Here is a 25,910-nt window from a genome sequence, read left to right on the forward strand (position 1 = left end):
CCCAGGCGGGGACTGAGCCCGATTGGGGGAAATGACAAACTGGTTGTCTGTACTTCCTGGAATGCGTAACAGAGACCGATATTTTTCTCGGGCAACAAAAAGCCCCCGTCAACGCGGAGGCTTGGGTACCCTGCATGGCTCAGATCGACGCTGGCACATCCTCGCCACCCAGCACCTGGTAAAGCGCCGGGAGAAACTCGGCCAAGGTCATCATCATCAGCGCGAACGTCGCATCTGCCTGCGCTAAGGCGTCATCGCCCCCATCCTGCTCAGCCTGGGTCTGGAGCAGGTCCTCGAATTTGAGGCGCCGGATAACCAGCTTGTCGTCCAACATGAACGACAATTTGTCCTGCCAGGCCAGCGCCAGCTTGGTCACAAGCTTGCCGGTTGCAAGATGATTCTTGATCTCGCCACTGGTGAGATCCTGTCGCTTGCAGCGCACCGACCCACCCTCGTCACTGGTGTCCTGCAGTTCACATTCGTCCAGGACGTGGAAGCCCTCGCCCGCTTGCTCGTTCTTGAGCCAGTCAGTGAGGGTTGCAGTCGGAGCAATCTTGACCGTCACTGGCCGCACCGGCAGCGAACCGAGCACTTCACGAAGCGTGGAGAGCAGATCCTCGGCTCGTTTGGCACTCGCGTTATTGACGATAATCAGCCCGAGCTTTGGCGCGATGGCTGCCGTGATCACGCCGCGGCGGATAAACGCCTTCGGCAACATGGCCTGGATTGTCTCGTCCTTGATCTGGTCGCGCTCTTTCTTATACACCTTGCGCTGCTGCTCTTTCTCGATCTCCTCGACCTTTTCCTTCACAGCATCATTCACCACGCTTGCTGGCAGGATGCGCTCTTCCTTCCGAGCACTGATCAGGAAGAAATTACCGCTCTGGTGAACGAGCGGAGCCTCCTCTCCCTTGCCCAGAGGCGCGACAAAGCCGAAGGTGACCAGCTCTTGCGAACCGCACGCACGGGCGGGCTTCGACGCCAGGGCGGACTGCAGCGCCTCCGCCGCAAATTCAATATCTTGAGTCAGACGATAAACAGTCAGGTTCTTAAACCACATGGTCATGCCTTGTTAGGTGATTTGGGTGATGACAGTGCCCTCATGAGCACTGTCTTGGATGCTTGAGGTTGAAGCTTCTACGTGCTTCGGGATACTGCTAGGTGCTATGCCGATCAGCTGGCTGCCGTGTAGCGAAGGCAAGCGATCTCTTCGCGGGGGTTTGGCCGATCGAGCTCTGCCCACCATCCTCCCCACTCCTCACAGCTGACTGGCCGCGATGTGCCGGGCGCCACCTCTACGCAGAACTTGCCTACGTCCGACGACCAGGTGACCGCCAGCAGGGAGGCCTCAATTCCGTCCTTACCGCTCCAGTTCCAGTAACGGCCTGCACTTTCGGGGGCCACTTGAGACCAAATCCGGCGTGCACGGCCTTCAGAATCCTGCGGCCGGTCTTCATGCACGATCTCCACCGGGCACGTAGGCGACCCACTGCAGGGCGTGAGTAGCCCTTCAGTACCCACCTGTTGGAGCCAGGGCATTGGCGAGTTCATGTACGCGATGTAGTTGGCGAAGAGATTGGCCGTGTCACGCACCCCCACGGCCGTCGCGTACTTCAAGAGCTGAGCAGCCTGTGATGGTTGTGGCGCTGTGAGCAGCTTTCGCAGAAACACCGCTTCAGCGGCGGAGAACTGGTGACTGCCGACATGGCCGATGGCTCCCGACGGAACACTGAGCCCCGTTACATGCGCCTCGATCATTGCTTGGTCGAGCGCCATATCGAGAGACTCACCGCCCAGAAGAGCGTCGATGCCGATACGCACCATTGGGGCATTGGCTTTCCCAGTCCGCAGGGCTGGACCACGCAAGTAGAAATACCGCTGGGCGGCCTTCAAGAGCACAGCTGCAATGTCAGCAGTGCCGGCGCTGGTAGCGCCGGGGCCTACATCAAGCAAATTCCCCATGGTGTCCGTCTCTCACTGGGCGCTTGCGATCGACAGTCTTGGTGCCTGCTGCAGAGCAGGCTTCGAGGTTTCGTTGGCCTGAGCTGCCTTGAGTTCCGCCAGCTCTTGCTCCAGCTCCTCACAGCGCCGGGTAACCTGAGCCAGTGCACGAACCGTCAGATCACCCTGCTCATCCCGCTCAATGCTCAAAGCCAGGCGGTCGATGATTTCAGAGTTCATGCTGCGGTGATTTTCTTTCGAAATTTCTGCGATCTTCTCTCGCATGCCATCCGGCAGGCGGACAACAAACTTGTCAGCTGTGCGGGAGTTAGTGCGAGGCTGGGACTTAGGCATGGGGATAACCTCAGGAATGACCGGCTGTCGGTGCTTCAGGTGAAATGTGATTATGCGGCGCGAAGGTGCCGGGACTTGTTCTCGCGGCTCTCCTTGGCTTCCACCGTGAGAAGAGACCGGGGATTAGAGAGCAGGCGTCGCAAGCCGATTGGCTCACCGGTATCAATGCAATAGCCGTAACTGCCGTCGGCAATTGCCGACATCGCCAGTTTGATGTCGCGCAGACTTTGGTTCTCGCGCTCGATGCTGCCCAGAATTGATTGACGCTCTTGCTCGATCAGCGCTGCGTCAACTTCGTCTGGGGCTTTTTCCAAACCCGTCAGGTCGACTCGCAGCTGATCGATGCGCCCCATTGCGGTAGCACTTTCACCCACCAACAGGCTTTTGAAGAACGCTACCTGGTCAGGGTTCATGTACTGGTCTTCGGGCTGTTGCAACAGTTCCTCAGGGGTCATCAGTTGGGCCTCGTGATTAGTTGGGGCAATGTGCCTCGCGCCAGCGTCTCGGGTATCGATACGACAGGTTGATGGCACCATGCTGTCATTTTCACACGCATCGATATTACGTCCAGTATCTGAAACGCACAACACATAAATTACACATACGTGTTATGCATGCGACAGAAAAATATTCATCTCGACCGCCCTGGCTTTCCGCTGGGCAAGAAAAAACCCCAGCGCTGAGCGGTGGGGTTTGGGTGAATCGTTATGCAGCTGCCGGCTGAAGGCTCCGTTTATCTACGTAGATCTGTTGTACGAGATGAACCCGGTCTGGATTCTGCTGCGCGAATTGAGCAAGGGCGGCGCCCGGGCTACCACCACCACAACGGAACGTCTGAAGCGAATCTTCGTTTGGCACCGAGTAGACCAGCAAAAATGCGGTGTCCTCGTGATAGCGATTGGCTGCGTAGTCTGCAGCCTTGCCTGTCAGGCCAGCCATCTCAACGACCCACAGCATGGTCTGAGCTCGAACCTCAAGCTCGACCATCGCCTCTTCGCCAGCTCGTGGGAACTGTACTTGCGAGAAGTCGCGGTCAAGGTAGGCTTTCTTCGCTTTCTCATACCCACTGAGCATGAGATGAGCGAAATCGCCGAACTGGAACGCCAGCTTGGCGCGCAGAAGGTCCAGCGGCTGATAGAAATCAGGAGCCGTCCAATCAGCAGGCACACGGCCTTCAGTGGAGACTGCTACAGCGTGGGTTGGATTGGTCATGATCGCGGCACCTCATGTGCGTTAGGTTTGTGGGTGGTTATGGCGCACACGGGTATGTACGACCTCGCGGCCCTCTCACCCAATGGGATGCCCGGCGCCGGCGGGCAAACAACTCAGGCCGCTTGTGTGTCCAGGATATGAAGATCTGCAGGGACACTTACGACATCCCCAAGCCATCGCCGCACTGCATTCCGCAGGGTATCTTCAGGGCACCCAGGCTCAGCGCTCATCATGAATCCAAAAGCCTTGAAGCTCGCCTCGCGCACGGCCCACTCCAAGCTTGGTCCGCTCAGCGCCTCGACAAACACCGTCTGGTAGGTATGGTCAGTTCGGCAACGTCCCAGCAAGCCCGGAGCGGTTGCTCGTGCGAGGAGCACTGAAGCGCCAGTTGCGAGCTCGGCTCCATTCACTTCCGCTACCACCCGATCGCTGTGACTCACCGCGACGACATCCTTCAGGCTGAGCTGGGGTCGAGAGAGCTCTGACTTGGCCATGTCGAGCGCATGCTGCGCGGTGGCCGCAGCGAACAGTTCGCCGGTGACCACTCGGAATGCTTTCAAGCGGAAAGTCTCCGCGACTGCGGGGCGTTGATTGGTTTGCTCGACTTGTTGCATGTTGGGGCTCTACGCAAATTCACTGGGTGGTAATTGGAGGGTCTCGAAGGCGGATGACGTCAGCCAACACCCGCTCGCACCATTCGCACTTTCACCCCTCGTTGCTCGAAAGCCCTGGCTACGCGTACTTGACGCTCATCTTTGCCATCGCTGAAGACAATGGCGTGGGTCACTCCACCTGGCAGGGTGTCTGGGCTCAAATGCCTGAGCACCGAGCTCGACGGGACCTTCAGCTTCTTGCTCAATAGCTCACGATGCCGCTCACCCGTGATCAAGCAGTCAAGGACGACCTGCTTCACCTGGTGGTCAATGATGAGTTTGACTATTCGGTCCGCTTGATCGCTGTCGATCGTCGGACCTGAGGTGCTGATGAAGAGTTTCGAGATGATCGGCGCAGGCACTTTCTCTGCCTGCTGTACGAACTCCAGGAGCTCACCACACGTTTTGCAGCGGAGTATGGCTATCTTACGCGCCACCCGATTGTGCGTTTTGGTACTGAGCATGTGGTCATTGCCCTTACACCCGCACCTGTAGACAAAACCCTTTTTGACTGACTTCGACGTGTCCATGCTGTGACACCTGTCGGGGTCAAGCTTGAACACGTCTCGCATTACGCCCTGCCACTCTGCGCCATGGGGCGAGGGCTTGGTTCCCCAAACATTGCGCGTGATGTAATGCGCAACCTCGTGAGCGCAAATTTGATCCAGGTATTCATGTAGATTTTCTTTCGCCAGCAGTCGGTTGAACCGAAATTCCTGGTCCTTTAGCTTTCCAGTGTGCCTGTCGATCCTGTATCGGTACATGCCCCCCCGTTTTACCCGTGAGATCAAATCTCACAGGTATTTCAGGAAACACACGACCGAAGTGTGAAGACGCAAGCCCAAGGCACTCGGTGACTCGACTCCTAACAGCCTTCAACTCGTCGACAGGGCGCATCAGATTTCAGCCACTCGCAGCACCTGAAAGCTCAGCTGGGTGTCGTTAGCAGAGAAAGGTGTAGGCATGGCCGGGATCCTGGGTAGAGACAGAAAATATTACACGTACGCGTTATGTATCGTAAACCAACAAACCAGAATGATAGCCCGCTCCGCCATCTCCATGCATTAGCGAAAGGCTTTTGCTCAGGCTGCCGGCGCGGGCTGCGGGTAAAAAAAAACCTCAGCATGGCTGAGGCTTCTGGTGAGAGTGATACTTCAGGGCTACCTAGGCACGAGCTTTACGGCAGCGAGAAGGATCCGGTCATAGCGCATGACCAATTGTTTGAGACGGCGGCTAGAAACGTTGTCCTTGATCGCTTTCGCCACCATTCGCTCATGCCGTGCTTGAGCACGGCGCAGCCTCTGCCCTTGAATTCCCGCCCACAGATTGAGAGGCATTTCCGGACCAGTAGGGGTCGAGTTGAGTGTTCCCATTTGCAATCTCCTGAGGCTTGCGTTGCATGACCTAGGGAGATGTGGAACAACGCTACATACGTCTCAGTCCACGTAGCTCCCAGGAGAACAACGCAAACACCCCAGAACGCTGCGGGACCCCTGGCAAGGTCCCGCCTACTTAGCCTTGGATTTCTTCGGAATCACAATTACTGGCAAGCCGCGGACCGCATCATCCCAGTGCAGGTCACGATCTGGATCGCTGGCAATTTTGCTGATCCACACAGCGGTTTTTTTCCAGCGAATTGCAAGCTTGCGGCCATTCCAGCCGCGGGCCTTGTACGCACCCTTGAATTCATCAGGGGTCAACAGCGGTTGTTGCAGCTGAACTTCGGGCAAGCCGCGGACCGCGTCATCCCAGTGCGGACTACGGTCTAGGTCGTTGACCAACCTGCTGATCGAGAAAGCGGTTTTTTTCCAGCGAATGGCGAGCATACGACCATTCCAGCCGCCTGCCTTGTACGCGGCCTTGAAATCGTTCGGGCTCAAAAGCGGTTGTTGCAGTTGAACTTCGTTGTCCAAATTCTTGCACCCGAAAATGTATGGGTAGACGGCATGCTGGCAGAGTCAGTCAATTATGATGGCCTTGGACAAATCCCAATCTGCAGGTGCTGCTGCACTAGTCGCAAAGGCAAATCGCATAGCGACCGAGGGTGAATTGTTCTTCATCAGCTAGGCGGCTGCACCAGCGCACATCGCTGCGACCGCGGGTCAACTCTTTGGCCCCCCCTCATCCACGCAAGCACAATGGAAGACTCCATTTTTAAACTATAGGACAACACTTATCAACCTGAGGCTCCCCGTCACCATTCTCAAGACAAAAAAAACCCGGCCTATGGCCGGGTGGGTCTAGCGTTTTCGGTTCAAAGGGCTAAGGCCTGGCAATCGTCGCAAAGACCTACCTGGAAAACCTCAAGATCGGCGAAGCAGCGGATGCATTGCTCGACATCATGATCTTCGGCGGGCTTGCTGATCACGTCGCCATACTCAGCAACCAATGCGGCGTAGTGATCGCCAGTTGAAGCGTCTCCCCTCAGCTCATAGTAGCGGTCCTCGCTCTTCGAGTAGGCTTTGAAAACTGGCTTTCCGTTGAACTGGCTGGCACCTACAGAAATTGGCGCTCTGTTGCGTAGCAAAGCGATAGTCTCGGGCATGGTTTGCATTGGATTGCTCCTCAAGTATCAGGTTGACCGTGTCCTGGGAGATGGCCAACAACACCTGATAAGCGGTTCTAAGCGGCAAGCGGCCCCGGGCTCGGCGCCAGCACAATGAACCGCCGCTGCAATAAGGCCCTCAATCAGTTCTGGCAGCCTAATTGAGCGTGAGCGTAGGCGTAAAAAACCCCGGACTGCTTGAGCAGTACGGGGTGGTGTAGCGTTAGGTGCCAGACCCGGTGCAGGCCATGCGATGGCCGCTGGAAAGAATCACGCCTCGCGGATATAAGCCTCAATACGCGCGTCCGCGGCCGCCAGGTAGCCCTGAATCTTCCCAATCGCTTTGGCCATGTTTTCAAGATCATCGGGCTTTGCACGTGAGCACGAGATGTTCGACACCTCGGCCAGCACTCGCTGGGCAACCTCTTTCCAATTGGTTACCTCATCGGCGCTGCAGCAGGCATGGTAGTCATTCACCTTACGAAAAAGACGATCGAAAGCGCGACGGTAATCGGCGACAGGGACTGTTTTGGTGCTGCTCATGGGGGCACTCCTCAGAAGGGAAATCTGGTTGAACTTGCCCATGGGGATGGTTCACGCACGCGTGTAATGGGTGCCAGCGACCTTGTTCCACCATGTAATTCATCCCTGAGGACGATGTTTAATTCCTCAGGAGAAAACCCATGGCAACACTCGTGAAAGTATCGACCTGCTTAACCCCAGAGCTGGCACGAACCGTCGTCGAAATGGCGTGCGTCGTACGCATCGCAGAAACTGGAGAGGGCGTAGAAATCCGCGACACCAGGCCCCTCCTCGATCGCCTGGCATCACCAATTCGGGGGCGAGGAATTGTGCGTACCCTTGGCGACACGCATTTCATCGTGACCGAGGACCTGGCGAAGCGGATCGACGCAAAACACCTACCAAGTGAGCCGGCCGCGACTGGGGCTACAGGTGTTGAAACCGATGCACTGAAAACACTCATCGCTGATCGGTTGGGTGCTATGGGCTGGCTGATCGTTGATGGGCTGAGCTTTAACTGCACATCAGCAGTGGCCAAAAAAGAGTACCGAACTGCGGTTGGCATCAAGGAGGCGATCGCCTTTCTCGAAGCCGGAGATGAAGGTGCCAGACGCCTGATCGCTCAGTACTACAGCAAGGGCAATAACGTGCTGAGCACAACAACTGCGCGATTCACTCCTGACTGGTCGCCCGAAGTTGTTGAATCGGGCGCCAGCCGATTCGCGGCCGAAGTTGACGACGTAATCAGCGACACCTATGCGGTACGCCTGCTTCGCCATCGAGACCAAGCCGCTGATGGCGCATAACACTCTCAGGCTCACTTAGGCAAACGCACCACCACACCCCGGGCTCGCCCGGGGTTTTTATTACCCAGTTTCGTAGTTCATGTGCGCCATCACCAGGTACACCGCCAACCAAGCTCCGTGGAGTCACCATGAACCACTATCAACACCTGATCGCGGACCAGATCCGGTCCGTCCAAGGACAGAAAGACTATTGCTTGCAAGTCCTATCCGCCGGCGGCCTTGAACCCTGGGAGTCGAAGGAATACGGCGACCTGGTTGAGCAGTATGACCAGACGCTCAAGGAACTGAATGAACGATTGCCTGAAGCAGACTGATCCCTCACCTCATCTATCTAACCTATGGGAAGAACACCATGACCAACGCAATCGAAGCACAAGCACAGAAGGTCGAAGCTGCCTACGCAGTTACAGGCAGCGTCAATCCGGAATACGAGCGCGAGTTCGACATTCTCTCCGACATGCGTCGTGCTGAAATGGCCAAGGAATTCCGCTCAGAGCGTGGCCTGCCTCCCACGGCGAAAACCCCGTATGACTGAGCCTCAGCTATGAGGTTTGAGCATGCACCACCGCCCCCGGCTTGCTGGGGGCTTTTTTCGTTATGCTTCCTACAGACTGAGCCGGGTCGCCCAAATCTTCGGGCTTAGGGAAGCTTACTGTGCGGCGTTATACGGCCGCCAAGCAAAGGTAGGCACATGTGCCTACTGGCATGAAAATAGGCACACGTGCCTATCTAGGCCTGCGCCTCTTCAGTGTCGAGCTTTGCAGCCTGCTTTCGACGCTCCATCAACTGCTGCATGTACACGATCCCGTCTCGAAGCGCATTCACCGCCCAGGTTGGGCAAGGCCGGGAAGATTTCTTGGTCGGATCGTTGAGCCAGGATCGAACAGCGCGATCGGAGCAGGGCCGCTTGGTGACGGCGTTGATGAGCATCGCGCTCTCGCGTTGTTTAACGTCATACTTTTTCAGCAGCGCCAGAAACGCTTGCCGGTTGGCTTCCCGCCCTTCGTCGTCCATCTTACCTCCAAACGGTTGAGAATAGGCACATGTGCCTATTAGCCGCATTCTAGGCACTTGTGCCTATTAAGGAAACACCAGATCGAGCGGAACTTCAGCCACGGCCCTCGAAACCACCTCAAGCTCAATTTCGGTGATAGCCAGTGGGCCGGGCCAGATTCGGACCATAGCCGGCTAGCGCCAATACCTAAAACCGCCGCCGGTACGAGTGCTGATGATGACTTGATCAGGCTGCAAGGCGTAGCAACTGCTGTGACGCATTACTCAGGACCATGCATACCCATGAGGAATCCATCATGACAACTGAGCAAGCACCAGCGCCAAATCTGACCAGCACAACCCATGTTGCGGTTGAGCGAAAACACTTCATCGGAACTGGTCGGAATGCCTGGCTCATAACAGGTCGAGTTTGTGGTGATGACGACGACACTGCCTATCTGGTACTGGCAGATGATGAGGCCATAGCTCAGGAGACCTTCAAAAGGGAGCTTCGAGACTGTGAAGTGTTGCAGAACGACGCCCCAAACGCGGATGATCTTCCTGAGATCTACATCATCCAGAGTGACATGCTGAGCTGAGCACTTTGAGGAAAACGCTCCACCATACCCTAGCCTCTGGCCAGGGTATTTTTTTGCGTGCGCTAGGCATGGCGCGTTGAGCGACCACGCTCACAACAGGGATAGGCTACTTAACGCGGCTGCTTGGTCGAAGGCTCATACCCCAGCCGTCGCGTAAGCTGTACCAGCCCCACAATTTGCTCCCTCATGGCCTGCCCATGTGCCTCCAGCTCCTCTACCTTTCGCTCAAGCTCCCAGGCTCGGCGGTAAAGCCGCTGGTTGATAGCGATTACCCGCTGCAGTGCAGAACGCTCGCAGTCGCCGATATCACCCGAGTCGGTGCCTTGACCAACCCGGGCTAGAATATCGGCAGGAACCTCCGGCAAAGGTTCGTCATCCCACAACATGCTGCCTCCCACACTGGATATGCGAACAGTATGCGATGACTTGGAGCTCCAGCCAATCCCTGGCTCAGCGCCACCCACACGGCGGCCTCCCATCCTCGTCAGTGAGCTTCCTGTAGCAGGGAGGTCAGCAGCCAGACGATGGAGCTTACTTAGCATGTGTGCGGGTAGTGCACGGACTCATTGTTTATTAACTGAAACGGTGTATATATATTCATCACCATTATCGCTGTCTTTATATTCGCGCTTTACCACCACTAGGAATCACATCAGTTATAGAAAGCCTGTAACCATCAGTCCGAGGATAGTCAACAACAAGGCCACCAGCTTTGTCGGTCCCCATATCCGCCAAGTGCACGTAGTTAACGTCCATTGTTAAGCGTACAGTTCCATCACTAGCAACATAAGGCGTGAAATAAGCGGTGGAGCCTAGGGATGCTCCGATCAACTTGTCGTGCAGCCGCGGCAAGTTGCAATTTTCCAGGCACCTACAGCTCTCCGTGTTAAACGCGAACCTCACCCATACCCATGAGCTGTTTTCGAACCCTCCACAGGTTTGCCAGGGCGAACAGCGTGGTCAACTGAGCCGTGTTTTTCATCAGCCCACGAAAACGTACTTTCACGTAACCAAACTGCCGCTTGATCACGCGAAACGGATGCTCGACCTTGGCCCGTGTCTGAGCCTTGCAGAACTCGATCTTGCGCTTGGCTTTGTACAGTACGCTGCGCTGGTTCAGCTTGGAATAGGTGCTGCGACGCGCTGCAATCTGCCAGATCACCCCCCGATTTTCATGCTCTTCGCGCCTTTCGACACCGGTGTAACCGGCATCTGCATACACGGCGTTTTCTTCGCCATGCAGCAGTTCAGCCACCTGCGTGACATCGGCCACATTGGCAGCGGTGCCATGGACGTGATGCACCAGGCCGGACTCGACATCGGCACCGATGTGCGCCTTCATCCCGAAGAAATACTGACCGCCTTTCTTGGTCTGGTGCATCTCGGGATCACGCTTGCCTTCTTTATTTTTGGTCGAGCTGGGGGCATGAATAATGGTGGCATCGACGATGGTGCCTTGGCGCAGCGACAGGCCTTTTTCCTGCAGATAACCATTGATGACCGCAAGGATTGCCGGTGCGAGCTGATGCTTCTCCAGCAAGTGCCGGAAGTTCATGATCGTGGTGTCTTCGGGGATTGGCGCGCTCAGCGTCAGGCGTGCGAACTGGCGCATGGGCGTGATTTCGTAGAGCGCTTCTTCCATGGCCGGGTCGCTCAGGGAGAACCAGTTCTGCAACAGATGGATGCGCAGCATGGTTTCCAGAGGATAGGGTTTTCTACCGCCGCCGGCCTTGGGGTAGAACGGTTCGATCAGCTCCAGCAGGCCTGCCCAGGGCACCACCTGATCCATTTCGGCGAGGAAGCGCTCTCGGCGGGTTTGCTTGCGCTTGCCGGCGTACTCAAAGTCGGAAAAGCTCATCTGGCTCATGGGCGGCTCGGATCAGGTGTTGCGGGGATTCTCGCATAACTGAAGGCTTGTTCGGAGATTCCCTAGCTCCAGATTAGCAAGTCGCGCCTTATTCGGATTGATTAGCTCCCTGTACTTCTTGTGCTCAATATTTCTGTAACCCTTTCGGACACCACTTTGAGTTGTCACGCTATAAGCATCAACAATATCGCCATTGCGAGTAAGCTCAGTACTAATGACGATTGACTCTGCCGCCGAGGCATTAACCGCTAGTGCAGCCATAGCTGCGAGGACAATTGCTTTCATGAAATCCTTCACACACCAAAATCACTTTAGATGCCTTCGACCCCAGCATCTGGCCGGCACAGAGGTCGAAGTTGCCTACCTGTCTTGTTTTCAAAGATGGGGCAGATCTCGCAGCAGGGCTTTGAGCTCATGCCAGGGATGCTGAGCGCTTTCCGTCTCGTTCAAACATCCCGCCCTATGGACGAATGCATCAGCTGCTTGATCTACAGCCTGACTGGACTGACACTCTTGGCACCAAATGATCGAGTTCTCGACTGACCATTTATCGCCAAAAGCATCCAGATCCTGATCAAGCTGGCTGTACTGCTCGTCTCCGCTCATCTCGTTCTCCCGTTGTTGGCGCGTACCTCACGCCTATCTTCGACCTGGTTAGGTTGTGGTTCAGTATGAAGTGTAACTGGCCACAACGGATTTCCCACAGCCAATAGCGGGCAATCCATGTTGGCGGAATGAGGCCTGGTACCCTTTCTTTTTTAGCCCCCGGTGACACCGGGCGGCCGTCACCCATGACGCCATTTCACGGTAAACTTAAGCTCCAATTACGCACCTGCGCCATCCGCTGGCTCGCAGCGCATAACTCACAAAACAGGGAGAGAGGCATGCTGACCCTCGAAGACCGGTACACCGCAGCTCGCGACAAGTTCTTTGCTGAGAACCCGCAGGCAATGAGAGAGATTGAGGCGGTCAGCGCAGAGGAGATTGAGGGCAGTGGGATGACGGTAGAGGAATATCGTAGCCAGCAACGGTTGCAGGTATTCGCCGAGGCGGCCAAGAAGCGGGGCATTGAGCTGGATGAGTTTGTCATTCATCTGGTCGCCCAATCTCCTCAGCAAGCTCAAGAATGGCGGATCGAGCGCCATCGCAAAATGGCGGAAGTGCTTGGGTCATCCTGGGAAGAGTACAAGGACCTCAACCGAATTACTGAGTAGTCCAAACGATATTTCGTTGAAACGGATTCTCTGGTGAGGTAAGTTGGCGCTCGATGCGCGGGGGATTCCAGGTTGCGGTTCGTAACAGCCGCTTCGTGGTTTCACCTCAGCTGCTCCTTTCATGGCGTTACGGCTAGGAAAGTGAAGAGCCTCGGATTTTTCCGGGGCTTTTTTGTGGGCGCCTCAGAAGCGGCGACCTCTCTCCTATCATGACTATGGTTCACAACATGGTGATTGACGTACACAAGATCGCGCATGACTTTCGCGCATCGATCGAGGAACAGAAAGCCTTGGGCATTCTCCCGGGGCACATGGCAGGTTTTCCTCATGCCTGCTGCGCGGTGACATCCGAACTGCTCGGCGACTACCTCAACAGCATACCTGGGGGCCCGGAAGCGGAAACCGTTAGCGCTATGCGAGACGGCAAGCCTCACATGTGGCTCGTGGTGAATTCGCTGATCGTTGACCTAACTGCAGACCAGTTCCCTGACGGAAGTCCGGCGGTGTATGTGGGGCCAGAGGACGCTTGGTACGCCGGCTGGGAAATCGATCTGCGTGGCAAGGCGTCACACGGTGGCACCCCCACATCTAGTGACGAACGAGTGGTGCTGGAAAGGTTCATCGAGCACGCTGGGCTACCCACCTCCGATTAAACTGCGCCGCCCCACGTCGCGCCCCTGAGTGCGCAATCGGGGATGAGGCCGCCGGATAACGTCCACCCGGCGCCCCTCTGCCCAGCCCTCACCTATCTGCAGCGAAATTAGCCTTTCGAAGCCACCCCTCTACCGCCGCAGACCGGGAACGTTCCCGGGCGTCGATATGCCGCCCCCTGAACGTACCCCACGCTCGATAGGAACGCCCGTCAACTGCGACCCAGAACACGACTTGCTCCTCATCCACCTGCCGAAAAATTGCTTCTGGTGCTGCTCTCATGATTGGACCTGCTTGATATTGGAGGTCCTAGAATGGCGTCACGACCATCGGCAGAGTGAGCTCACGCTCGGAACTGAAGGGCGTACTCCAAAAGCTGCGCGTTCAGTTCATCTCGGTTCTCGCCATAGTGAGCTTCTCGATGGCAGTTCGGGCATAGCGCCACGCAGTTGTAGAAGCGATCCGACACGTCCGCACCCAGCACGTGGTGCACGTCCAGGAAGCCGGGGAATGTCCGACTCTCGGCGCATCTTTCACATCGGTACTGAGCCCGCTCCAGCACCGCAAGTCGCACCTTAGGATCTCGCTTCACGTGTGACCGGATAGTGCTCACCCTCTCCCCAAGGTCACGCCCTAGAGCCGAATAATCCGGCATTGGGCAATCGTCTAATGTGTCGTCAAGGCCTGGCGGTAACTGACCCGCCACAGCGAGCTTCGCGAGATCAACAACCCCTGGCCATTCCCACAATACATCGGCTACCTGGTGGGTATCTGGCAACCGATCATCTTGAAGCCACAGCGTTGGGCTTGTTCCGTTTTGGGCATGGTTCTTCCTGATGCGACCTTTCAGCCCCAGGCGCAAGAGCTCATCGCTCACCTCCCGCTGCCGATTCCAGATCTGGTGCAACGCATCTGTAGGGATCAGGGCGGCATAGACCACGACCTCACCTTCACGCTGAAACAGGAGGTTGTGACTGACGCCAAGGGCTAGGTCTCTCCCCACCACATGCTCCAATGTGGCATCCCAGCCTCCAGGCCGAAGGTGGGCCGTCAGCTGAGCAGCTGAATATCTCTGCTCATTCAAGTTGCGACCATCTCGGCGCCAGCATAGGCGAACCCGGGCTTTGACCTCCTCACCATCATTGTTGAGGAACGTGACAAGCTGCTGGGATGCTGAGCCAGTGGGGATTCGCTGGTCTGCAATTACTCTGAAGCCGCAGGCCTCCAGGAATGGACTGACTGCATCGCGTGAGCGCTGCTCCGCGGCGAGACTGTCAGTGCCTCGAAACTGTCGGGGTGATGACTTGGACACCGGAACTCTCCCTTCGAGCTCACAACTGATCATGGCTGCTCAAGTGCATGGACGCAGTCCAGTCTGGCTCATAGCTCACCGGCCTGCTCGGTCCTTCTAATGGAAAAGCCCCGGGAGACCGGGGCTTACCTCTCACTGGTTGGCGTTGATTCCTCACTGCAGATTTCTGTCATCTACCACGATCATCGGCAAAGTTAGCTCCCGCATCCAAGGTTATGGCAGATCCCAAGACTTTTGCCGTTGCTCCACCGGGAGATGCACACTGAGGACACGAACGGGCAGGGAGGAAGGCCCTAGAGTCATTCCTCCTCAGCTCAATCATCCTTGCTAGAACCTGTAGTGCGATGAGCCATAGGCGCTCTGCTGGGGCCCCTTGTAGTGCGTCAGGAAATCGTCGAAACGCTCAAGCATTTGAACAAAAATGTGAAGGGCCTCTGTAGATTCATCATGGAAAACCAGATTCCCCTCCTCCACGTGATGGTAGAAATCGAAATCTCGTTCGCTCATGAAGCCGAAAATAGGCATTTCAGCCAGGCACCCAGCCATCCGGACAATCTCATTTTCCCAAGCCTGGATTTCCGGAGTGAAGGTCCAGTGTGGGTGATAGGCATTCCAGGGCCTAGCCGTGGGCATGCCGGCCCGGTTACGGATCAGTCTAATGAACTCAATATCGAGCTGCACTATGGAGTTGTACGGATCCTCGGCAGATACAAAGAACTTCTTCTCACGGAACGTCACCTTGACTGGCCAGATCTCCTTGAGGAAGTTCGATGCATTTTGATGGTCGCGGGTAAGATCACTTCCAACCATCACTCCTCAGTTTTTTATCGGCTAAGTAACGGTTTTTATATTCTTTCGCGGTGTGTACACCTAGCCTTCTCGCTGCGCTTTTTGCTTCTTCATAGGTTGGATAAGCTTTCTCATAATCCTCTTGGAAGAAATGCCTCCAAGATTTGCATTCATCGTAAAACCGTACGGGATCGGAAGGCAGACGTGAGTCTTCCTTATAACGAGCCACGTATTCTAGCTGAGTTGAAATACCTAGAAACCTTGCTGCAATCTGTGCTTGCGACAACGATTCGTATAAGTCTGGCTTTGCCTTGCTCAGAAACACATACCAACAATCCCATCCTTTTCCCGCAAAGAAAATTGGGGGATTTGATGGTAATCCCGCATGCTCTTTGTATCGACTCCTATATTGACCGGCAGTGCATATATTAAGCGCGGCAATTATCTGGCGAGCTTCATCATAGCTACAATAAGATTCTTCTGGCATTTTTATTCTCATGCAATTTAGTTTATTGCAGCGACGCATGTATAGCGTAGTTCAATACATCACCACCTTCCACCGCCACCCTCAGATCGTTTTTGAATGGCCGGATAGAAACATCGACCATTTGAGCTGATAATCAGATATAAAAAACACTAACGCTCACCTTCATATGGAGTTAGCCTAGACAGAAATTCGCAAACGGGCATATTAGTGTCGGGTACAGACATCTCTCTTCTGACATACTTTGTGATGCTACAAAACATCATCACCACACGAACACATTCTATGAAAGACCTAATCGTTGTACTGCGCGACACCTCCCCTTTACCAGTTCTTGACGCATGCACCTGGGAACGGCTGTCGGGCGAGCCTCACACTGTCAATCTGAACTCGTACACCTCGGAAGATGGGTCGAAGATTATGGGTACATGGATATGCACGCCCGGTAAATGGCGCGTGGCCTATACCAAATGGGAGTACTGCGACTTCCAAGAAGGTTATTGCGTGATTACCCCCGATGGTAAGCAGCCAATTCACCTCAAAGCAGGCGACAAATTTATTATAGAGCCTGGCTTTTCCGGAACTTGGGAAGTAGTAGAGACCGTACGCAAATATTTCGTATTCTCTTAAATGTCAAATGGCAGCGCCGCGCCATCGCGTCGGCGCATGACCATGATCGCGGATTTGAAGGAGGTACAGACATCACGCCTTCGAATTCTGCCAAGCGGGACATAGATGCGGAAGACTTTGTGCGGTGCAACCTCACGACTGGCTCAGTGTTGAGTGAAGATGGCCCGGGAGGAGCTGGGCGATCTGCTGGAGCTGACTCAAGCCTGAGGAGGCCTGCTGTAAACCACTTTTTTCACTGTAAACCACAGTGGCTTACAGTGAAAAAAAGTGGTTTACAACGTAGCTACGACACGCGCTCTGGCGACTCCCCAGGCCAACGCGCTCGTCATTGATTCGTTCGGCCGGGTGTCGAACGCTTCCTCATAAAGCGCGGTTCCCGACGGCGCGTACACACCGATAAACAGCTGCGTTGCGGCTTTCCGCGAAAGCTTTACCTGCACGTCGAGATAAAATCCGTCATTCAGGATCTCTTCGTGGGTCCGGTGATGAAGCGTAGGATCTGCCCAGCTTCAATAAACATCTCCGCGCAAACGCATGCAGCCCCCTGCAATCGATGGATAGCGATGGATTCCAAGCTAGCCAAAGCGAGGCGGTAATCAAGCCGATCTAAGCTTTTTGTGAGTCGCGCCCGACAAGTGACCACCTTGTAGTGACTTAAAACAACCCCAACCGATCACGCAAAGCAGAAGACTCACGACTACAGTCAGGAAGGTTTGCACGCAGCCTAAACAAAAAAGCAGCTCCCGAGAGCTGCTTTTCTCTTACTCCCCCTTTTTGTGCTTGTGAGGTTTCAGGTCCGGATGGTCCTTCTGCTTCTCAGGGGTGACTCGCTGCCTTTTGTCCGGAGTGCCATCTTCATTGGTGCGCTTAGGGCCTGGCTTGATGCTCATGCAAAACTTCCTTTTCCGCTTGGGTTGTTGGATGCAGCTATGTAATTAGTCCAGCTTCTCTCAGCTGTCAAAGCAGGCTTGTGCAGAGCCGCCTGGCCGATGATCCGGGCCATATCGAACATTTAAAGGCCTGAATAAGAGCCTCCGGCCAAGGGCTTGCAAGGGGCTGTGAAATCCAGCGCTGAGCGATACGAGGACGTCTGGACGTTCATCATGCCGAGCACGGTGTGGAACAGGTTGTCGTGGCTCAGCGGTGACGTGGTTTGAGCTTTCAAACAACCCACGTTGACCTTTTCGCTCTTCGCGAGCGAGTCAGACATCCAAAGTACCAACGGCACCTTTGTTTGCTCGTCAGGAGCCATCGCGTAAGGCAGCCCGTGCAGATAGAGCCCACCCTCCCCCAGCGATTCGCCGTGGTCCGAAACGTACATTAGCGCAGTGTCGAACTTGGTGTTGGCCGTCAGGATATCGATGAGATTTGCAGTCACATAATCGGTGTAGAGGATTGAGTTGTCGTAGGCATTGACCACCTCCTCCTGCTTACATTTGTCGAGCTCGTTGGTCTCGCACACCGGTGCGAATTTCTTGAATTGCGAGGGGTAGCGCTTGTAGTAGGCCGGGCCGTGACTGCCTTTGTAGTGGAGCACCAGGACAGCATCGCCTTCCTGGCGCTTGATGAAGTCTTGCATCTCCGTGAGCAGCACCCCGTCCTTACACTCCTCGCTGGTGCACAGTTGGGAATCCGCGTGAGAGGCAGCCTTGTGGTTGGGAATCCTGTCGCAGACCCCTTTGCACCCCGAGTTGTTGTCAGTCCACATGACACTGATGCCAGCGCGTTGAAGCACGTCGAGCAGCCCTTCTCGGCTCTTGGCCAAGCCATCTTTGTACTGGGCCTTACCCACGTCCAGGAACATGCATGGCAGCGAGACCGCGGTGGCGGTACCGCAGGAGCTCACGTTCGTGAAGCTAATGACATTTCGCTTTTCTAGTTCCGGATTCGTTTCACGGGAGTAGCCGTTGAGGGAGAAGTTGGCGGAGCGAGCGGTCTCTCCTACTGCCAGTACCAGCAGCCTGGGTTTACGAGCCGCACCCTGTCGATTAACTACCGCATCAGTACCAATGGCCGTCAGCGTTTTAGGTGAGGCCAGCTGACGCTTCAGGTACCCATGGCCAGCCGCAAACAAGTTGGTAGGTACCAGAATCAGCCGGATCTCCCGATTGTTGCGCAGCAAGGAGGCATACGACTGGTACTGACTCAACGCGATGCCAGATAAGGTCAACAGAGCGAGCGACAGAGCAATGAACCTGCTGACCAAAGCTTTGGCCCAAGGCTTACGCCGGAGGGGAACCCGGGCAATCAGGTAGACGGGCAACACCCCAACCATTGCGACCCAAAGACCGAGCTTCCAATTCAGCAGCTCGGTTGCCTCAGCGACGTCGGTCTCCACAACGTTGGTGAACATTGTGTAATCGACCACGATGCCGTAGGCATTCATGAAGTAACTCGCGAAAGACGCGCTGATCAGTACCAGACACAGCAAGGGTTTGGCCAGCCGCCCCCATGACAGCAAGCTCAGAACGGTAAACACCCATGCGAATACTATGACTGGGAGGCTAGCAGCTAGCAGCCAGTTCACTTCATCGGTTTTGAATACCAGCGTCCAGAGCACGTTCCAGAGCTCAGCGTTCGCGAATAGCAGCAACCAAAAAGTCACCAGGCCGATTAGCAAATTAGTACTGATGCCTTTCTGCCGCGCATTGCGAATAGCAAAGATCCATTTGCTTAACAGGGTGTGAACAATGGATTTGGAAGGTGTCATTATCAAACTCTGGAAGCTGCTTATCCATGGCGGTAGCTATGGAGTTAGCGGGAGCTACAAGGCAAGCCGTCGACAGATGCTGAGCGATTGCGCAATGTGCGGAGCGCCAGAGGCCTTGGGCCCCTACGCGTTGGGGACGCTTAGTATGTGTGAGGCATAGGGATAAAAAGAGAAATGAATCTCGCTGAGCGCATTATTTCCGGGACCTGATAACGACACGATGACCTCGGGATTACAATGCTGACAGAAATCCAATAACTGCTGCTTTGATTGTCAATGATCACGCTATGATCAAAATTAGGGGAATACCACCCACCAAAAACAATGCGCCGCTCAGCTAGATAAATTTAATTTCACGAACAAAACGGTTTCGTTTTGTCGTAGGCTAATTTTGAACTTTCAATTCAACTTACAAGTCTTTCTCGCGAGCAGAACATTATTTTCAACTTTTGCTCGTTAATATGTCACCCATCAATGAGGGGCGAATACCATGAGCTTTTTCAAAAACATCCTGGGCGGGCACCATGGTCGTGAAAACCACGGTGGAGGCAAGCACCACAGCGGGGGACATGGGGCCGAGCAATATGATCGCCATGGCCGGCAGCAGGGCTGCGACGGCGGCAATCAGGTGTATGACGGCGGGCGCCCTGCCACTCCAGCCCCCATCAAAGATCTGCAGGGCTGCAGGCAGTGCCGGACGGCCAACGATCCGTCAGCACGCTTTTGTCTAAACTGCGGAACACCGCTATCGAGTGGTTGCACCGCCTGCGGCTCGCTGCTGAGTGCAGGAGCAAGATTTTGCAGTCAGTGTGGCCAAGCGACGCTCTAAGGCTAGCTAGACAGGAAGGCCAACGAGACCACAACCCTGCGCAAGGAGAAATACGTGGGTTCAAATCACGACCATGGCAGCGCTGCAGTACGCGAGGGGCATCAGAAGAAGCTACTCATGGCGCTCGCCTTGACTGGCAGCTTCATGATTGCAGAAGTGATCGGCGCGTGGATTACCGGCAGCCTGGCGCTGCTGTCGGACGCATCTCACATGTTCACAGATACTGCCGCCTTGGCGATCTCACTGATTGCACTTCAGATAGCCAAGCGGCCGGCAGATCAGAAAAGAACCTTCGGCTATGCGCGCCTGGAAATTCTGGCTTCGACGTTCAACGCCGTGCTGCTCTTCCTGGTGGCGATGTACATCTTGTATGAGGCCTACCAGCGCTTCTTCATGCCGGCGGAGATCGCTACCGGAGCGATGATGTGGATCGCAATCGCCGGCCTGATCATCAACCTAATTTCGATGCGCCTTCTGGCATCTGCGAGCAACGAGAGCCTCAACGTCAAAGGAGCCTACCTCGAAGTTTGGAGCGACATGCTCGGCTCGCTAGGCGTAATCATCGCGGCACTCATCATCCGCTTCACCGGCTGGACTTGGGTCGACACGATTGTCGCTGTGGCAATCGGCCTCTGGGTTCTGCCGCGGACGTGGCAGTTGCTTCGCGAAAGCCTGGGAATCCTCATGGAGGGTGTGCCGAGGGGGCTCGACGTGACGGCAATCGAGGCTACCATCCTCGGCGTAGATGGCGTTACGGACGTTCATGACTTGCACGTCTGGGCCGTCAGCAGTGGCAGCAACGTGATGACGTCGCACGTAGTGATACGGGATTCTGCAGATGGGGATGCTGTGCTGGCGGCCGTCGTGGATGCTGTCAGCGATGCATTCGAAATCCATCACTGCACCATCCAGATCGAGCGGGCAGCTTTCCACGAAAGCGTTCCGTCGCCCTCACACTGATCGATCGGTAAAAACCAAACAAACACATCACCCTCTTGGCTGAGGGTGATGTCGTAGAAGACATGCGGTGAAGGATGGCGTAAACGGCAGGAGCACTTCGAGAGGGGTTGGTGAATGGCTTCGCCTGCCCCCGACCATAACCTCCAGAAGGTTCAGCGATGGCTTGGATCATCACGAAGTATCTACTCACTGCCGGATTAGTGATTCTCGTATCGGAGCTGGCAAAGCGCAGTGACAAGCTGGGCGGGCTGGTCGCCGCCCTGCTGCTGGTCACGGTCTTGACGCTGGTCTGGCTTTACCTGGAGAACCAGAGCATGGAGAAGATCTCCAATCATGCTTGGTACACCTTCTGGTACGTGCTGCCGACCCTGCCGATGTTCATCGCTTTTCCAGTGCTGCTGCCCAAACGGGGATTCTGGCCAACGCTTATCAGCAGTATCGTCATCACCATGGTGAGCTTTGGGGGCTTTGCCCTGCTGCTCCGTCGATTTGGCATTGAGCTGTTATAAGTCACGAGCCAGGACTGCAATTCAGGGGCCGTTCAACGACTATTGATGCACTCACCTTTGACCAGGTAGCGAACCATATGTAGTTCGCCCTTTGAGTCTTCGTAGGTCATCATGCTTCTCACGTTACCGCAGTACCGCACGCTGGGCGATACATACACCAACTTACTAACGTCAAGGTCCATGCCATAGGCGTAGTCTTCAAGCTGAGGCATCGGCTTTTTTACGCGCTGAGCATAATCCGCAGTAGCCTCTCTAGCAGATCGCTCAATGCGTTGATTGATCTCCATACCGCTTTGGGCATTGGCTGTTAGTGATGTAAAGAGCATAAACACGGCGATCGCTGATACAGTAGTGTTCATAAGAAGTCCCTTAATAAAAAAGCGCCCGTAGGGGGGCGCTAAAATTCACCTACCAAAGGAGCGTATGGTTTACAGGTGAATGCACTGGCGTGAACAACTGCCCGTCGCTCTTGCCAAGCTGCTTTGAAATGAGACAATTTCCAAAGCAGCAATGCCTCTTACGCTGCCGTTAAACTAGCAAAGGAGGCTAACACCAAGATGATCGCGCAATTACAATTTGGACATGTAATAGATTGTAAGATAATTATTCGAGAGAATACTGAGCCCTCGCGTGAACTAATTCACAGAAAGGCGCAGGGGTTTGGGGCCGTCCATGGGGACTGCCTGCATGGCACTCGATCCAAGGCCAGTACCAGTCCCGCCAGCTAGCGGCAGAAATGCTGCCTGTCCTGGCCGATTCCACCCGTCAGGCGAAGCTGTCGTACACCGTTGCAGGCCCCAGAATCCGCTAAGCTCAAGGGTGGAGCCTGCATGACTGTCAGAAATCTTGCGGCTACATTACAAATTTGTAGGATTTCGCCGCGGCCAGCTTCTTCGCGTTAAGATTCAAGCGTCCTCAGGTGACCCGGCGTATGGACAGAGGTAGCGACTACCACATGCCATACCCCAGCCAAACTTTCGAACAGCCTGCAACCATGGCGGATTAGGCCAACTCCTTCCTCACACCTTGAGATAAGTTATGCGCGTTCTAGTTGTGGAAGACGAAATTAAAACTGCCGAATATCTTCAGCAGGGCCTATCCGAAAGCGGGTATGTCGTAGATATCGTGCACAACGGTGTAGATGCCCTGCACTTGTTCAACACTCATGTCTATTCGTTGGTCCTGCTGGACGTGAACCTCCCAGGTATCGACGGCTGGGATCTGCTGGAAACCATCCGCAAGAGCAGCCGGGTCCGCATCATCATGCTGACCGCCCGCGGACGCATCAATGACAAGCTCAAGGGCTTGGACGGCGGCGCGGATGACTACCTTGTTAAGCCATTCGAATTCCCTGAGCTGCTTGCACGCATCCGTTCGCTGCAACGCCGTGGTGATGAGTTAGTAGAGAAGAGCTCGCTGAAAATTGCCGACCTAGAACTCGACTCCGTCCGCCATCGCGTTTTCCGCGGTGGCACACGAATCGATCTCACCACCAAGGAATTTGCGCTTTTGCACCTGCTCATGAGCCGAACGGGCGAAGCGCTGACTCGCTCTCAGATCATCTCGTTGGTCTGGGATATGAATTTCGACTGCGACACCAATGTCATCGATGTAGCCATCCGGCGCTTGCGCTCGAAGATCGATGACCCGTTTGAAACCAAGCTCATTCACACGCTTCGTGGCGTTGGGTACGTTTTTGAGGAACGCGCATGAGGCCATTCAGCCTGGCTGCAAAGCTGGGACTAAAAGTTGGATTGATGAGCGCAGCGCTGCTGCTGATGTTCGCTACCTTCGGTTACATGATGGTTGGGCAAGCACTGGATAGAAATGCTCGCATCGATCTCGGCGTCAAAATGGAGGCAATGGCGCACAGCCTTTCCGAAATCACTGATATTGCCGATGTCAGTTCAGATTCGCACAAGCTGGTGGATTTGGTCACAGGCCAGAACAACCTCTACGTAAGCATCTACAGGTCCGCAGAGAGTGAAGATCCTTTACTCACCATCGGTTCCAAACAGATCAATCGAGAGGTTCATAGGTTCCAGGCTGCGGCGCAGACCACGGAATATGAGTGGAGCGACTATAACGGACGCCCCCTGCTCAGTGCTTCTCAGGCCATGACTCTGGGCGATGGTACGGAGGTCGGCGTCTACATGACTGCTGATCAGTCATCCAATGAAGCCCTACTCGATGCGTTGTTAACCTGGGGCCTAATGATGTCCCCTGTCATCCTCGCGTTGATCCTGGCCATTGGTTGGTGGACCGTGCGCAGAGGCCTGCTGCCACTGACCAAGTTCCTCAAGATCGCGTCGAAGATCTCAACCGAGAGCCTCGACCATCGCCTTCCAACTGATGGGATGCCTGCAGAACTCAAGAAGCTCGCCGACGGTATCAACATCATGCTGGCTCGCCTGGATGATGGGGTTCAGCAGCTCTCGCAGTTTGCTGACGACCTTGCTCACGAACTTCGGGCACCGCTCTCCAACCTAATGGGCAAGGCCCAGGTTGCCTTGACCAGAGAACGATCGCTTTCCGAGTACCGGGAGGTTCTAGAGTCGTGCACAGAAGAGCTGGACCGCATGAGCCGCATGGTTTCCGACATGCTGTTCTTGGCCCAGGTCAGTCATCCAGCATCCATGGTGGAGTTCGAACCCGTTTCCTTGGTGGACGAGGTTCAGCGAGTGTGCGATCTCTTCAGCATTTCGGCAGAAGAAGGCGAGATCCAGCTGCAGATCTCTGGCAGTGATGACGTGGTGCGCGGGAACCGCCTGATGGTTCAACGTGCCGTCTCGAATCTGGTCTCGAACGCGATCCGTTACTGCCCTCGCGGCCGCACGGTCTACGTGAAGGTGCAGCATAGTGCGAGCGGTACGACGTTGAGTGTCGGCAACCCCGGCCGCGGTATTGCCAAGGAACACCATGCGCACTTGTTTGAGCGGTTCTACCGTGTGGACAAGAGCCGAGCACGGAGCGAAGGCGGTACCGGTCTTGGCTTGGCCATTGTGCAGTCGATCATGAGCCTGCACCAAGGGTCGGCGAGCGTGGAGGTGACCGAAGAAAACTTCACGTGGTTCCACCTTCACTTTCCCGCAGCCCAGCAAATGCAGCCGGCAATGACCGCCGCTTAAATTGCGCAGACACGATTAGGCCCGTCAATCGACGGGCCTTTTTGTTTGCCTCAATGCATCAGTGCCGGAGGACCACAGGGTCCATGGGCGACCGCAGAATCACCGACTTGATGATCTTCTGCTCGTCAGGATTGGCATTCTTCCACAGGTGGGAGAAGTACTGAGCATTCACTTTCTCTTGAGCACTTACGCTGCCGGCGGCATCGATCAGGCGCATTGTCGAGTAGACACAGATCAGCGCCAGAATGAAGAACGCCGTGGCAACCACCATCACATAACGCTTGGCCAGCACCGGTGCACGCTTGAGCTCCTGGATAGAGGCGTCCGCGGCCTTTGTCGCTGCTGTAAGCTCCGAAATCAGTGGCTGGATGGCGGTTTCGACTCCGCGGCATGCAGCTGAATATGCTGATGCAGCGGCGCGCAAGGCAACTTCTTCCGCATTCGACCAAGCCTTCTCCGCCTTTCGCACCTCCTCCTGAATCTGCCGGCCGACAGCGTCCACCTGTTCCACCAGTTCGTTCGACCTCTCCAGAACAGCGCTGGAGGTGCGCGTCTGCGAGGTCAGCTCGTCGAGTTGGACAGTGAGTTTTTCAGTGCAGCGGCGAAAGTCACCGATAGCAACTGCCCAGGGCTCTATGTCATTCATGGCTATCTCCTAGGGCGGCCAACAACGCCGCGCTGAATTAACGCGCTAGATATCAAAATTGTAATTTAAGACAAAATTCGAAGTCGCCCTCGACAGTGCCGAGATAGACATGATCCTTCCAGATTTGACGATTTAACGCATCCTATCTGCAGCCAAAATTACGGAATTGTAATTATTGACTCACCTTGTCGTTAGCTTCGCGTTCCTAAACTACAAACCAACAAAGGCCGCTAATCAGGTAGGCCTAGTATGAACCGAGGTTCACAATGAAATTTGTCAAGTCTATCGCTATTGGCAGCCTGCTGCTGGGTCTCATGGGTACCGCTTACGCTGAAGGCGGCTTCGAGCGAGCGAAACAGTTCAACGAGAACTTCCGAACCGAACAGGCTCGCCTATGGAGCGATGACTCTTCGGACCAGAACAAACAACAAGTCGCTCAAGAGCAAAAGAAAGAAAGCAAGGATGGTAAGGAACAAGCCGACAATTAATCGGCGGTTAAATAGGACTTCAAATGACGAAAGTAATCGACAAAAAAGCCAGGGTAAAACCTGGCTTT

Annotated in this window: 35 protein-coding genes and 2 pseudogenes; 13 read left to right on the forward strand and 24 right to left on the reverse strand. The window is 55.1% G+C overall.

The annotated features are described in order from the left end of the window. Positions 1-139: 139 nt before the first annotated feature. From rdgC to KW568_RS29205, 11 genes and pseudogenes are all read right to left on the reverse strand, one after another. Entirely contained in the window at positions 140-1,060 is a 921-nt protein-coding gene (gene rdgC, locus KW568_RS29160) for a recombination-associated protein RdgC (protein ID WP_004577580.1), read from the reverse strand. A 113-nt stretch (positions 1,061-1,173) separates the two neighbouring features. Next, positions 1,174-1,962 carry a hypothetical protein gene (locus KW568_RS29165; RefSeq protein ID WP_004577581.1) on the reverse strand — a complete coding sequence of 263 codons (789 nt, stop codon included), beginning with the start codon at positions 1,960-1,962 and terminating at the stop codon, positions 1,174-1,176. Between the two features lie 12 nt (positions 1,963-1,974). Continuing rightward, positions 1,975-2,295 (reverse strand): Arc family DNA-binding protein, encoded by a 321-nt coding sequence (locus tag KW568_RS29170; RefSeq protein WP_024717873.1) that lies wholly within the window; start codon positions 2,293-2,295, stop codon positions 1,975-1,977. A 50-nt stretch (positions 2,296-2,345) separates the two neighbouring features. Continuing rightward, positions 2,346-2,750: a TraR/DksA family transcriptional regulator gene (locus KW568_RS29175; RefSeq protein WP_004577583.1), complete on the reverse strand. Its 405-nt coding sequence runs from the start codon at positions 2,748-2,750 to the stop codon at positions 2,346-2,348. Between the two features lie 250 nt (positions 2,751-3,000). Next, entirely contained in the window at positions 3,001-3,507 is a 507-nt protein-coding gene (locus KW568_RS29180; protein WP_004577584.1) for a hypothetical protein, read from the reverse strand. A 113-nt stretch (positions 3,508-3,620) separates the two neighbouring features. Further along, positions 3,621-4,121, reverse strand: coding sequence for a hypothetical protein (locus KW568_RS29185; protein WP_004577585.1), 501 nt, complete (start codon positions 4,119-4,121; stop codon positions 3,621-3,623). A 59-nt stretch (positions 4,122-4,180) separates the two neighbouring features. Continuing rightward, positions 4,181-4,690, reverse strand: coding sequence for a hypothetical protein (locus tag KW568_RS29190; RefSeq protein ID WP_231995369.1), 510 nt, complete (start codon positions 4,688-4,690; stop codon positions 4,181-4,183). 63 nt (positions 4,691-4,753) lie between these two features. Further along, positions 4,754-4,924, reverse strand: a pseudogene (locus tag KW568_RS31275) (hypothetical protein); the annotation flags it as partial. 744 nt (positions 4,925-5,668) lie between these two features. After that, the gene (locus tag KW568_RS29195; RefSeq protein WP_004577588.1) at positions 5,669-6,073 is read right to left on the reverse strand and encodes a hypothetical protein; all 405 of its coding nucleotides are present in this window, start codon (positions 6,071-6,073) and stop codon (positions 5,669-5,671) included. A gap of 341 nt (positions 6,074-6,414) precedes the next feature. Then, on the reverse strand, positions 6,415-6,714 hold the full coding sequence (locus KW568_RS29200) for a hypothetical protein (protein ID WP_004577589.1): 300 nt from the start codon (positions 6,712-6,714) through the stop codon (positions 6,415-6,417). A gap of 261 nt (positions 6,715-6,975) precedes the next feature. Then, positions 6,976-7,248, reverse strand: coding sequence for a hypothetical protein (locus KW568_RS29205; protein ID WP_004577590.1), 273 nt, complete (start codon positions 7,246-7,248; stop codon positions 6,976-6,978). A 140-nt stretch (positions 7,249-7,388) separates the two neighbouring features. Between KW568_RS29205 and KW568_RS29210 the strand changes: the two genes are divergently transcribed. From KW568_RS29210 to KW568_RS29220, 3 genes are all read left to right on the forward strand, one after another. Next, entirely contained in the window at positions 7,389-8,033 is a 645-nt protein-coding gene (locus KW568_RS29210) for a hypothetical protein (RefSeq protein WP_004577591.1), read from the forward strand. Positions 8,034-8,161: 128 nt separating this feature from the next. Beyond that, complete coding sequence (locus KW568_RS29215) at positions 8,162-8,347, forward strand: hypothetical protein (protein ID WP_004577592.1); 186 nt, start codon at positions 8,162-8,164, stop codon at positions 8,345-8,347. 38 nt (positions 8,348-8,385) lie between these two features. After that, positions 8,386-8,568: a hypothetical protein gene (locus tag KW568_RS29220; RefSeq protein WP_004577593.1), complete on the forward strand. Its 183-nt coding sequence runs from the start codon at positions 8,386-8,388 to the stop codon at positions 8,566-8,568. Positions 8,569-8,762: 194 nt separating this feature from the next. Here KW568_RS29220 and KW568_RS29225 read toward each other — a convergent pair whose 3' ends face one another. Continuing rightward, on the reverse strand, positions 8,763-9,047 hold the full coding sequence (locus tag KW568_RS29225; RefSeq protein ID WP_004577594.1) for a hypothetical protein: 285 nt from the start codon (positions 9,045-9,047) through the stop codon (positions 8,763-8,765). 296 nt (positions 9,048-9,343) lie between these two features. Here KW568_RS29225 and KW568_RS29230 point away from each other — a divergent pair, with 296 nt between their 5' ends. Continuing rightward, positions 9,344-9,625, forward strand: coding sequence for a hypothetical protein (locus tag KW568_RS29230; RefSeq protein ID WP_004577595.1), 282 nt, complete (start codon positions 9,344-9,346; stop codon positions 9,623-9,625). A gap of 110 nt (positions 9,626-9,735) precedes the next feature. Here the strand turns inward: KW568_RS29230 and KW568_RS29235 are convergent, their stop codons facing one another. The 4 genes from KW568_RS29235 to KW568_RS29250 all read right to left on the reverse strand — a co-directional run bounded on the left by KW568_RS29235 (position 9,736) and on the right by KW568_RS29250 (position 12,098). Beyond that, a complete protein-coding gene (locus KW568_RS29235) occupies positions 9,736-10,011 on the reverse strand; it encodes a hypothetical protein (protein WP_004577596.1) in 276 nt (91 codons plus the stop codon). 500 nt (positions 10,012-10,511) lie between these two features. Next, positions 10,512-11,492 carry an IS5-like element ISPa41 family transposase gene (locus KW568_RS29240; RefSeq protein ID WP_014003920.1) on the reverse strand — a complete coding sequence of 327 codons (981 nt, stop codon included), beginning with the start codon at positions 11,490-11,492 and terminating at the stop codon, positions 10,512-10,514. Between the two features lie 12 nt (positions 11,493-11,504). Beyond that, positions 11,505-11,777: a hypothetical protein gene (locus tag KW568_RS29245; RefSeq protein WP_144063236.1), complete on the reverse strand. Its 273-nt coding sequence runs from the start codon at positions 11,775-11,777 to the stop codon at positions 11,505-11,507. 90 nt (positions 11,778-11,867) lie between these two features. Beyond that, the gene (locus KW568_RS29250) at positions 11,868-12,098 is read right to left on the reverse strand and encodes a hypothetical protein (RefSeq protein ID WP_004577225.1); all 231 of its coding nucleotides are present in this window, start codon (positions 12,096-12,098) and stop codon (positions 11,868-11,870) included. Positions 12,099-12,376: 278 nt separating this feature from the next. Between KW568_RS29250 and KW568_RS29255 the strand changes: the two genes are divergently transcribed. Together KW568_RS29255 and KW568_RS29260 are read left to right on the forward strand one after the other, a co-directional pair. Beyond that, entirely contained in the window at positions 12,377-12,706 is a 330-nt protein-coding gene (locus KW568_RS29255) for a DUF6388 family protein (protein WP_004577226.1), read from the forward strand. Positions 12,707-12,933: 227 nt separating this feature from the next. Beyond that, a complete protein-coding gene (locus KW568_RS29260) occupies positions 12,934-13,359 on the forward strand; it encodes a hypothetical protein (protein WP_016487029.1) in 426 nt (141 codons plus the stop codon). Between the two features lie 341 nt (positions 13,360-13,700). Here KW568_RS29260 and KW568_RS29265 read toward each other — a convergent pair whose 3' ends face one another. The 3 genes from KW568_RS29265 to KW568_RS29275 form a co-directional block, all read right to left on the reverse strand. Continuing rightward, positions 13,701-14,297, reverse strand: a complete 597-nt coding sequence (locus KW568_RS29265) for an HNH endonuclease signature motif containing protein (protein ID WP_231995368.1) — start codon at positions 14,295-14,297, stop codon at positions 13,701-13,703. A 699-nt stretch (positions 14,298-14,996) separates the two neighbouring features. Further along, positions 14,997-15,479 (reverse strand): hypothetical protein, encoded by a 483-nt coding sequence (locus KW568_RS29270; RefSeq protein ID WP_004577229.1) that lies wholly within the window; start codon positions 15,477-15,479, stop codon positions 14,997-14,999. Further along, a complete protein-coding gene (locus tag KW568_RS29275; RefSeq protein ID WP_161775573.1) occupies positions 15,466-15,945 on the reverse strand; it encodes an integrase repeat-containing protein in 480 nt (159 codons plus the stop codon). The genes KW568_RS29270 and KW568_RS29275 overlap by 14 nt, the downstream gene beginning before the upstream one ends. 282 nt (positions 15,946-16,227) lie before the next feature. On the opposite strand from KW568_RS29275, the gene KW568_RS29280 reads away from it, so the two are divergent. Further along, positions 16,228-16,572: a cupin domain-containing protein gene (locus tag KW568_RS29280; protein WP_004577665.1), complete on the forward strand. Its 345-nt coding sequence runs from the start codon at positions 16,228-16,230 to the stop codon at positions 16,570-16,572. A 272-nt stretch (positions 16,573-16,844) separates the two neighbouring features. Here KW568_RS29280 and KW568_RS29285 read toward each other — a convergent pair. From KW568_RS29285 to KW568_RS29295, 3 genes and pseudogenes are all read right to left on the reverse strand, one after another. Then, positions 16,845-17,108 (reverse strand): annotated as a pseudogene (locus KW568_RS29285) (hypothetical protein). A 225-nt stretch (positions 17,109-17,333) separates the two neighbouring features. Next, positions 17,334-17,462, reverse strand: coding sequence for a hypothetical protein (locus tag KW568_RS29290; RefSeq protein WP_003253468.1), 129 nt, complete (start codon positions 17,460-17,462; stop codon positions 17,334-17,336). A gap of 122 nt (positions 17,463-17,584) precedes the next feature. After that, the gene (locus KW568_RS29295) at positions 17,585-19,282 is read right to left on the reverse strand and encodes a phosphoethanolamine transferase (protein ID WP_004577664.1); all 1,698 of its coding nucleotides are present in this window, start codon (positions 19,280-19,282) and stop codon (positions 17,585-17,587) included. A 490-nt stretch (positions 19,283-19,772) separates the two neighbouring features. Here KW568_RS29295 and KW568_RS29300 point away from each other — a divergent pair, with 490 nt between their 5' ends. The 3 genes from KW568_RS29300 to KW568_RS29310 all read left to right on the forward strand — a co-directional run bounded on the left by KW568_RS29300 (position 19,773) and on the right by KW568_RS29310 (position 21,580). Further along, entirely contained in the window at positions 19,773-20,111 is a 339-nt protein-coding gene (locus KW568_RS29300) for a zinc ribbon domain-containing protein (protein WP_080635014.1), read from the forward strand. A 54-nt stretch (positions 20,112-20,165) separates the two neighbouring features. Then, entirely contained in the window at positions 20,166-21,071 is a 906-nt protein-coding gene (locus tag KW568_RS29305) for a cation diffusion facilitator family transporter (protein WP_259539299.1), read from the forward strand. Positions 21,072-21,229: 158 nt separating this feature from the next. Continuing rightward, positions 21,230-21,580, forward strand: coding sequence for a DUF3147 family protein (locus KW568_RS29310; RefSeq protein WP_024718168.1), 351 nt, complete (start codon positions 21,230-21,232; stop codon positions 21,578-21,580). 32 nt (positions 21,581-21,612) lie between these two features. Here the strand turns inward: KW568_RS29310 and KW568_RS29315 are convergent, their stop codons facing one another. Then, positions 21,613-21,939, reverse strand: coding sequence for a DUF2790 domain-containing protein (locus KW568_RS29315; protein ID WP_004577661.1), 327 nt, complete (start codon positions 21,937-21,939; stop codon positions 21,613-21,615). Positions 21,940-22,618: 679 nt separating this feature from the next. On the opposite strand from KW568_RS29315, the gene KW568_RS29320 reads away from it, so the two are divergent. Together KW568_RS29320 and KW568_RS29325 are read left to right on the forward strand one after the other, a co-directional pair. Continuing rightward, complete coding sequence (locus tag KW568_RS29320) at positions 22,619-23,293, forward strand: heavy metal response regulator transcription factor (protein ID WP_016487025.1); 675 nt, start codon at positions 22,619-22,621, stop codon at positions 23,291-23,293. Further along, positions 23,290-24,708 carry a heavy metal sensor histidine kinase gene (locus KW568_RS29325; protein WP_004576066.1) on the forward strand — a complete coding sequence of 473 codons (1,419 nt, stop codon included), beginning with the start codon at positions 23,290-23,292 and terminating at the stop codon, positions 24,706-24,708. The genes KW568_RS29320 and KW568_RS29325 overlap by 4 nt, the downstream gene beginning before the upstream one ends. A 58-nt stretch (positions 24,709-24,766) precedes the next feature. On the opposite strand, the gene KW568_RS29330 is transcribed toward KW568_RS29325, so the two are convergent. After that, on the reverse strand, positions 24,767-25,354 hold the full coding sequence (locus tag KW568_RS29330) for a hypothetical protein (RefSeq protein WP_004576065.1): 588 nt from the start codon (positions 25,352-25,354) through the stop codon (positions 24,767-24,769). 266 nt (positions 25,355-25,620) lie between these two features. Between KW568_RS29330 and KW568_RS29335 the strand changes: the two genes are divergently transcribed. Further along, positions 25,621-25,842, forward strand: coding sequence for a hypothetical protein (locus KW568_RS29335; RefSeq protein ID WP_003253450.1), 222 nt, complete (start codon positions 25,621-25,623; stop codon positions 25,840-25,842). The last annotated feature ends 68 nt before the right edge of the window (positions 25,843-25,910 follow it).

It is taken from the genome of Pseudomonas sp. HD6515 (assembly GCF_024971855.1).
GTDB classification, from domain to species: domain Bacteria; phylum Pseudomonadota; class Gammaproteobacteria; order Pseudomonadales; family Pseudomonadaceae; genus Aquipseudomonas; species Aquipseudomonas alloputida.